6 protein-coding genes are annotated in these 7,412 nt (G+C 71.2%); all 6 read left to right on the top strand.

The genetic code is table 11. From position 1 onward, the window contains the following. Positions 1-212: 212 nt before the first annotated feature. Positions 213-1,025: a hydroxypyruvate isomerase family protein gene (locus ACFVYA_RS32475; RefSeq protein ID WP_387050450.1), complete on the top strand. Its 813-nt coding sequence runs from the start codon at positions 213-215 to the stop codon at positions 1,023-1,025. Then, positions 1,022-1,909, top strand: coding sequence for an NAD(P)-dependent oxidoreductase (locus ACFVYA_RS32470; RefSeq protein WP_387050449.1), 888 nt, complete (start codon positions 1,022-1,024; stop codon positions 1,907-1,909). Before ACFVYA_RS32475 ends, ACFVYA_RS32470 begins: the two co-directional genes overlap by 4 nt. 1 nt (position 1,910) lies before the next feature. Beyond that, on the top strand, positions 1,911-3,599 hold the full coding sequence (gene gcl / locus ACFVYA_RS32465) for a glyoxylate carboligase (RefSeq protein ID WP_387050447.1): 1,689 nt from the start codon (positions 1,911-1,913) through the stop codon (positions 3,597-3,599). Between the two features lie 193 nt (positions 3,600-3,792). Beyond that, positions 3,793-4,662, top strand: coding sequence for an FAD binding domain-containing protein (locus ACFVYA_RS32460; RefSeq protein WP_387050445.1), 870 nt, complete (start codon positions 3,793-3,795; stop codon positions 4,660-4,662). Beyond that, positions 4,653-5,123 (top strand): (2Fe-2S)-binding protein, encoded by a 471-nt coding sequence (locus ACFVYA_RS32455; RefSeq protein WP_387050444.1) that lies wholly within the window; start codon positions 4,653-4,655, stop codon positions 5,121-5,123. The genes ACFVYA_RS32460 and ACFVYA_RS32455 overlap by 10 nt, the downstream gene beginning before the upstream one ends. Next, on the top strand, positions 5,120-7,411 hold the full coding sequence (pucD, locus tag ACFVYA_RS32450; RefSeq protein ID WP_387050442.1) for a xanthine dehydrogenase subunit D: 2,292 nt from the start codon (positions 5,120-5,122) through the stop codon (positions 7,409-7,411). The genes ACFVYA_RS32455 and pucD overlap by 4 nt, the downstream gene beginning before the upstream one ends. The last annotated feature ends 1 nt before the right edge of the window (position 7,412 follow it).

The raw sequence follows: 7,412 nt of genomic DNA, 5'->3' as shown, positions 1-7,412 counted from the left end.
GCTGCTTTTTTTGTTTTATAGTTACCGGCATTAGAGTTATTTGTGGGCCCCCCCGGAGGGCGGGGCGCCCTGTCGCTGCGCGCACCTCCTTGGCGTGTTTTCACGCTGGGCCGGCTCGAGCGCGCGCCGGCTCGCCGTTGACCCCGGGACGCACCGCGAGTTATTCTCGATATACGAAAGAAAGATTCCGTATAGCGAAATTCGAGGTCGCGATGCCTGAAGAGGAGCACTCCCTGCCGTACGTCGCCAACCTGTCGATCCTGTTCAAGGAGGTCCCGCTCCTCGACCGCGCGGCCGCCGCGCGGGACGCCGGGTTCACCGATGTCGAGTACTGGTGGCCGTTCGACTCCGCGGTGCCCGCCCGGGAAGACGTGGACGCGTTCGTCGAGAGCCTCGACGGGGTCCGGCTGCGCGGGCTGAACTTCTACGCCGGGGACATGGCGGCGGGGGAGCGGGGCCTGGTCTCGTGGATCGGCCGGGAGACCGAGTTCGCCGACAGCCTCGCCGTCGCCCTCGGCATCGCCGAACGCACCGGCTGCCGCGGCTTCAACGCGCTCTACGGCAACCGGCTCGACGGCGAAGACCCGGCCAAGCAGGACGACCTGGCCCGCGTCCACCTGGACAAGGCCGCCGACGCCGCCGCCCGGATCGGGGCACAACTGGTCCTCGAACCGCTCTCCGGCGCGGACCGCTACCCGCTCAAGACCGCCGCGGACGCCGTGGCCGTGCTCGACGACCTCGGGCGCGGGAACGTGCGGCTGCTGGCCGACCTCTACCACCTGGCAGTCAACGGAGACGACCTGGACGCCCTGGTCACGGTGCACACACCGCGGATCGGGCACGTGCAGGTCGCCGACGCGCCCGGCCGCCACCAGCCCGGTACCGGCGAGCTGGACATCGACGGGTACCTCGGGAAGCTCCAGAACGCGGGTTACGACGGGTTCGTCGGGATCGAGTACATCCCGGACCCCGACACCGTCACGTCGCTGGGCTGGCTGCCGAAAACCCGAAGGGGACGAGCATGAAACTGGGATTCATCGGACTGGGCGTGATGGGCGCCCCGATGGCCGCGCACCTGGTCGCGGCCGGCCACGACGTCAGCGGCTACGACGTCACCGCGGCCGCGGGGGAGAAGCTCGAATCCGCGGGCGGACGCGCCGCGACCGGCGTCGCCGACGCGGTGGCGGGCGTGGACGTCGTGATCACGATGCTGCCGAACCACCCGCACGTCGAAGAGGTGGTACTGGCCGCGGGTGGCGTGCTGGAGAGCGCCGAGCCGGGCACGCTCCTGATCGACATGAGCACCATCCGGCCGGAGACGTCGATCGCGATCGCCCGAGCCGCGCGGGACAAGAAGATCCGCGTGCTCGACGCCCCCGTCTCGGGTGGGCAGGCCGGCGCCGAGCAGGCGTCGCTGTCCATCATGGTCGGTGGCCTCGAAGAGGACTTCCAGGCCGCCAAGCCGGTCCTGGACGCGGTCGGCAAGACCGTCGTGCACGTCGGGCCGCACGGCGCCGGCCAAGTGGTGAAGGCAGCCAACCAGCTCGTCGTGGGCGGGATCTACGGCCTCGTGGCGGAGGCGATCGTGCTGCTCGAAGCGTCCGGTGTGGACGCCGCAGTCGGGCTCGACGTGCTCGCCGGCGGCCTGGCGGGCAGCCGGATCCTCGAGCTCAAGCGCAAGTCCATGGTGGACCGCCGGTTCGCGCCCGGCTTCCGGATCGACCTGCACCACAAGGACATGGGGATCGCGCTGGCCGCCGCCCGGCAGGCCGACGTCGCGCTCCCGCTCACCGGGCTGGTCGCCCAGCTCGTCGCCGCCGGCCGCGCCATGGGCCACGGCTCCCTGGACCACTCGGCCTTGCTGAAGGTCGTCGAACAGTTGTCGGGCCGCGTCCCGGCGGAGGTGTGACATGCCCAGAATCCCCGCGATGCAGGCGGTCGTCGACGTCCTGGAGAGCGAAGGCGTCGACACCGTCTTCGGTTGCCCCGGCGCCGCGATCCTTCCGCTGTATAACGCCCTGCAAGGCCGGGCGATCGAGCACCTGATCGTCCGCCACGAAGAGGGTGCGACGCACATGGCCGACGGCTGGGCCAGGACGAACGGCAACGTCGGCGTCGCCATCGGCACGTCCGGCCCGGCCGGGACGAACATGATCACCGGGCTCTACACCGCGCACGCGGACTCGATCCCGATGATCTGCATCACCGGCCAGGCGGCGACCACCAAACTGCACCAGGAGGCCTTCCAGGCCGTCGACATCGTCGAGATCGCCAAGCCGGTGACGAAGTGGGCGGTGCAGGTCAAGGAGGCCGCGCAGCTGCCGTGGATCTTCCGCGAGGCGTTCCGGATCGCCCGGTCCGGCCGCCCCGGCCCGGTGCTCATCGACCTCCCGATCGACGTCCAGAAGCAGGACATCGAGTGGGACTCTTCGATCGACTCGCCGCTGCCGGTGACGCCCGTGAAGCCCGCCGCCGCGCGGGTCGAGCGGGCCCTCGAAATGCTCCTCCGAGCCGAGCGCCCGCTGATCCTGGCCGGCGGCGGGGTGGTGCTCGGCGAGGCGAGCGAGCAGCTGCGGGCCGCCGCCGAGCGCCTCGACGTCCCGGTGCAGGTGACGCTCATGGGCAAGGGCAGCTTCCCCGAGGACCACGAGCTGTTCGCCGGGATGGCCGGCATCCAGACGTCGCAGCGCTGGGCGAACGCGGCCTTCCTCGAGGCCGACCTGGTGCTCGCGCTGGGCGCCCGGTTCGGCGACCGGCACACCGGCGAGCTGTCGGTCTACCGCGGCGAGCGGAAGTTCATCCACGTCGACATCGAGCCCACCCAGCTGGGCAAGGTGTTCGGCCCCGACCTCGGGATCGTGTCGGACACACGTGAGTTCCTCGACGCGTTGCTGGCCGCGCTGGAGAAGCGCGAGACGCAGCCGCGTCGCGAATGGGTCACCCGGATCGGCGAGCTGAAGGAGGCGCTGCCCCGGCGGGACGACTTCGACAGCCTGCCGATCAAGGCGCCGCGGGTGTTCAAGGAGATCAATGAAACCTTCGGCGAAGACACCTACTTCGTCACCGCGATCGGGCTCTACCAGATCTGGTCGGGCCAGTTCCAGCAGGCGCACAAGCCGCGGCACTACCAGGTGTGCGGCCAGGCCGGCCCGCTCGGCTGGGAGATCCCCGCCGCGATCGGGGTGAAGAAGGCTCGCCCGGAGGCCGAGGTCGTCGGGGTGGTCGGCGACTACTCGTTCCAGTTCCTCGTCGAGGAGCTGGCGGTGGCCGCCCAGTACGACGTCGGGTTCGTGCTCATCATGCTCAACAACGAGTACCTCGGGCTCATCCGCCAGGCCGAGACCGGCTACGACATGAACTTCGAGGTCGACATCCACTACGACTCGAACGGCACGGACAACGTCAAGATCATGGAGGCCTACGGCTGCTCGGGTACCCGCGTGCACGAGCCGGGCGAGATCCGCACGTCCCTGGAATGGGCGCGCAAGGAAGCCGAGCGCACCAGCCGCCCCGTCCTGGTCGAGATCATGATCGAGCGCGAGGGCAACGCCGCCATGGGCGCCGCCCTCGACTCCGTCAAGGAGTTCGAGCCCGCGTAACCCCCGCGTGACCACGGCCGCCGTACGAGACCCGACCTCGTACGGCGGCCTTTCCGTGCGCCGGCTCAGGCGGTTGTCGGAAAGTACAAACCCGAGCCCGAAATTCACCCTTCTTTCAGGGGTTTTGCCGTGGTCGCGGCCACACCGGAGCGTGTGTACTTCTTGCCGAAGCAGCCCCGAAAGGACGTCCACAGTGGAATTCCTCCGACCCGCCTCGCTGGCCGACGCGCTCGCCGCGAAGGCCGCGACCCCCGGTGCGGTCCCGATCGCCGGCGGCACGGACGTGATGGTCGAGCTCAACTTCGACCACCGCCGCCCGGAGTCGCTCCTCGACCTCGGGCGCGTACCCGAGCTGCACGAGCACGGCACCGACGGCGGCCGGCTCCGGATCGGCGCGGCCGTGTCTTACGCCCGGATCATCACCGAGCTCGGGGCGAAGCTGCCGGGTCTGGCGATGGCCGCGCGGACCGTCGGCTCGCCGCAGATCCGCAACCGCGGCTCGGTGGGCGGCAACCTCGGTGCGGCTTCGCCCGCGGGGGATTCCCACCCGGCGCTGCTGGCGGCGGACGCCGAGGTCGAGATCGCCTCGGTCCGCGGCACCCGGATCGTCGCGGCGAAGGACTTCTACACCGGCGTCAAGCGGAACGTCCTGGAGCCGGACGAGCTGATCACGGCCGTGCTGGTGGCCCCGGCCACCGGGCCGCAGCAGTTCAGCAAGATCGGCACCCGCAACGCCATGGTCATCGCCGTCGCCGCCTTCGGACTGGCCCTGCACCCGTCGGAAAAGCGGGTCGGCACCGGCGTCGGCTCGGCTGCGCCCACGCCCCGCCGGGCCTTCGAGGCCGAGGAGTTCCTGGCCGGCGAGCTGGACTGGGACTCGCCGAAGGCGATCGCCGACTCGGTGAAGCGCCGCTTCGGCGACCTGGTCGCGGCCGCCGCGGCCCCGATCGACGACGTCCGGGGGAGCGCCGCCTACCGCCGCCACGCCCTCGGCGTCATGGCGAGACGGACGCTGACCTGGGCCTGGACCGAATATTGCGGAGGGAGCGCGAAGTGCGCGTGAACGTCACCGTCAACGGCGAACCCCGCCGGGCGGACAACGTCTGGGAAGGCGAGAGCCTCCTCTACGTCCTGCGCGAGCGGCTCGGCCTCCCCGGCTCGAAGAACGCCTGCGAACAGGGCGAATGCGGTTCGTGCACGGTCTACCTCGACGGTGTCCCGGCCTGTGCGTGCCTGGTCGCGGCCGGGCAGGCCGAGGGCCGCGAGGTCGTCACGGTCGAAGGTCTGGCCGACGGGGACGCCCTCGACCCGGTGCAGGAGGCGTTCGTCGAACGCGGCGCCGTCCAGTGCGGCTTCTGCACGCCCGGCCTGCTGGTCGCGGCGCACGACCTGATCGAGCGCGTCCCCGAACCGAGCGACGTCGAGATCCGCGAGGCCCTCGCCGGCAACCTCTGCCGCTGCACCGGCTACGAGAAGATCCTCGACGCCGTCCGCGACGCCGCCGCGAAGAAGGCCGTCCGATGAGCGCCCCGGCCCGCTCCCCCCAGGAGCTGCACGACACCATCGCCGGCGGCATCGGCGAGAGCCCGCTGCGCCCGGACGGCACGCTCAAGGTCCGGGGCGAGTTCGCCTACTCCTCCGACCTGTGGCACGAGGACATGCTGTGGGGCGCCACCCTGCGCAGCCCGCACCCGCACGCCCGGATCGTCCGCCTCGACGTCTCCCGCGCGCTGGCCAAGCCGGGTGTGCACGCGGTGCTGACCCACGAGGACGTACCCGGCGAGAACGTCTACGGCCTGAAGTACCAGGACACCCCGGCGCTGGCCGACGGTCTGGTCCGCTACCAGGGCGAACCGGTCGCCATCCTGGCCGCCGACCACCCGGAGATCGCGCGGCAGGCGCTCAAGGAGATCGTCGTCGAGTACGACGTCCTCGAGCCGATCACCGACCCGGAGCGGGCCGCGCACGACGACACGCTGCCGAAGCTGCACCCGGGCGGGAACCTGGTCCGCCACCAGCGGATCGTCAAGGGCGATCCGGCCGCCACCGCGGACGTGGTCGTGTCCGGCGTGTACGAGATCGGCATGCAGGACCAGGCGTTCCTCGGCCCGGAGTCCGGCCTCGCGGTGCCGGCCGAGGACGGCGGCGTCGACCTCTACCTGGCCACCCAGTGGCTGCACGTCGACCAGCGCCAGACGGCGAAGGCCCTGGGCCTGCCCCTGGAGAAGGTCCGGCTGACGCTGTCGGGTGTCGGCGGGGCGTTCGGCGGCCGCGAGGACCTGTCCATGCAGATCCACTCCTGCATGCTGGCCCTGCGCACCGGCCGCCCGGTGAAGATGAGCTACAACCGCCTGGAGTCGTTCTTCGGCCACGTCCACCGCCACCCCGCGAAGATGTACTACGAGCACGGCGCCACCCGCGACGGCAAGCTCGTCTACGTCCGCGCGAAGCTGTACTTCGACGGCGGCGCCTACGCCTCCAAGACGCCGGTCGTGGTCGGCAACGGCACCACGCTCAGCGTGGGCCCGTACGACGTGCCGAACGCGCACATCGAGGGCTGGGGCGTCTACACCAACAACCCGACCTGCGGCGCGATGCGCGGCCTCGGCGCGGTCCAGCCGACCTACGCCTACGAGTCCCAGATGGACAAACTCGCGGCGGCGCTGGACATGGATCCGGCGGAGCTGCGGATCCGCAACGCCTTGAGCGAAGGGTCCACTGTGGTCACCGGCCAGGTGGTGGACTTCCCGGCCCCGGTCGCCGAGCTGGTCCAGCGGGTTCGCGACCTGCCGCTGCCGCCCGAGCCCACCGGCGACCGCGACATCCGCGAGCTGCCCGGCGGCGCGTCGAACACCACCCACGGCGAAGGTGTCGTCCGCGGGGTCGGTTACGGCGTCACGATCAAGAACATCTCCTACGCCGAGGGGCTCGACGACTACTCGACCGCCCGCGTCCGCCTGGAGGTGCTCGGCGGTGAGCCGGTGGCGATGGTCCACACCGCCGCCGCCGAGGTCGGGCAGGGGCTGGTGACGCTGCAGCAGCAGATCGCCCGCACCGAGCTCGGCGTGACGCGGGTCAGCGTGCACCCGGCCGACACGAGCGTCGGCGACGCCGGCTCCAGTTCGGCGTCACGCCAGACCTACGTCACCGGCGGCGCGGTCCGCAACGCCTGCCGCGCGGTGGCCGAGGCGGTCTGCGCCCGGCTCGGGGTGCCCGCCGAAGGGATGTCCCTGGTGGGCGGGAAGGTCGTCGCGGCCGACGGCGAAGTCGTCGCGGACCTGGCCGAGCTGCTGGGCGGCACCGCGATCGAAGAGACCCGCGAATTCCACCACCGCCCGACCTACCCGCTGGACCCGGCGACCGGGCAGGGCGACGCCCACGTCCAGTACGGCTTCTCCGCCCACCGCGCGGTGGTCGACGTCGACCTCGACCTCGGCCTGGTCAAGGTCGTGCAGCTGGACTGCGCCCAGGACGTCGGCAAGGCGATGAACCCGGACGCCGTCGTCGCCCAGATCCAGGGCGGCTCGGCCCAGGGCCTCGGCCTCGCCGTGATGGAGGAGATCCTGGTCCAGGACGGCAAGGTGCGGAACCCGTCGTTCACCGACTACCTCATCCCGACCATCCTCGACATGCCGCCGATGCGCGTCGACGTCCTCGAGCGGCCCGACCCGCACGCGCCCTACGGCGTCCGCGGCGTCGGCGAACCGCCCACGATCTCCGCCACGCCGGCGATCGCCAACGCCATCCGCGCGGCCACCGGCCTCGAGCTGCCGCGCGTCCCCATCCGCCCCGAGCACATCACCGGAGTCTGAG

Source organism: Amycolatopsis sp. NPDC058278 (assembly GCF_042881395.1).
Classification (GTDB): domain Bacteria; phylum Actinomycetota; class Actinomycetes; order Mycobacteriales; family Pseudonocardiaceae; genus Amycolatopsis.
The sequence above is the reverse complement of the archived record's forward strand: the minus strand, read 5'-3'. Positions and strand labels throughout refer to the sequence as shown.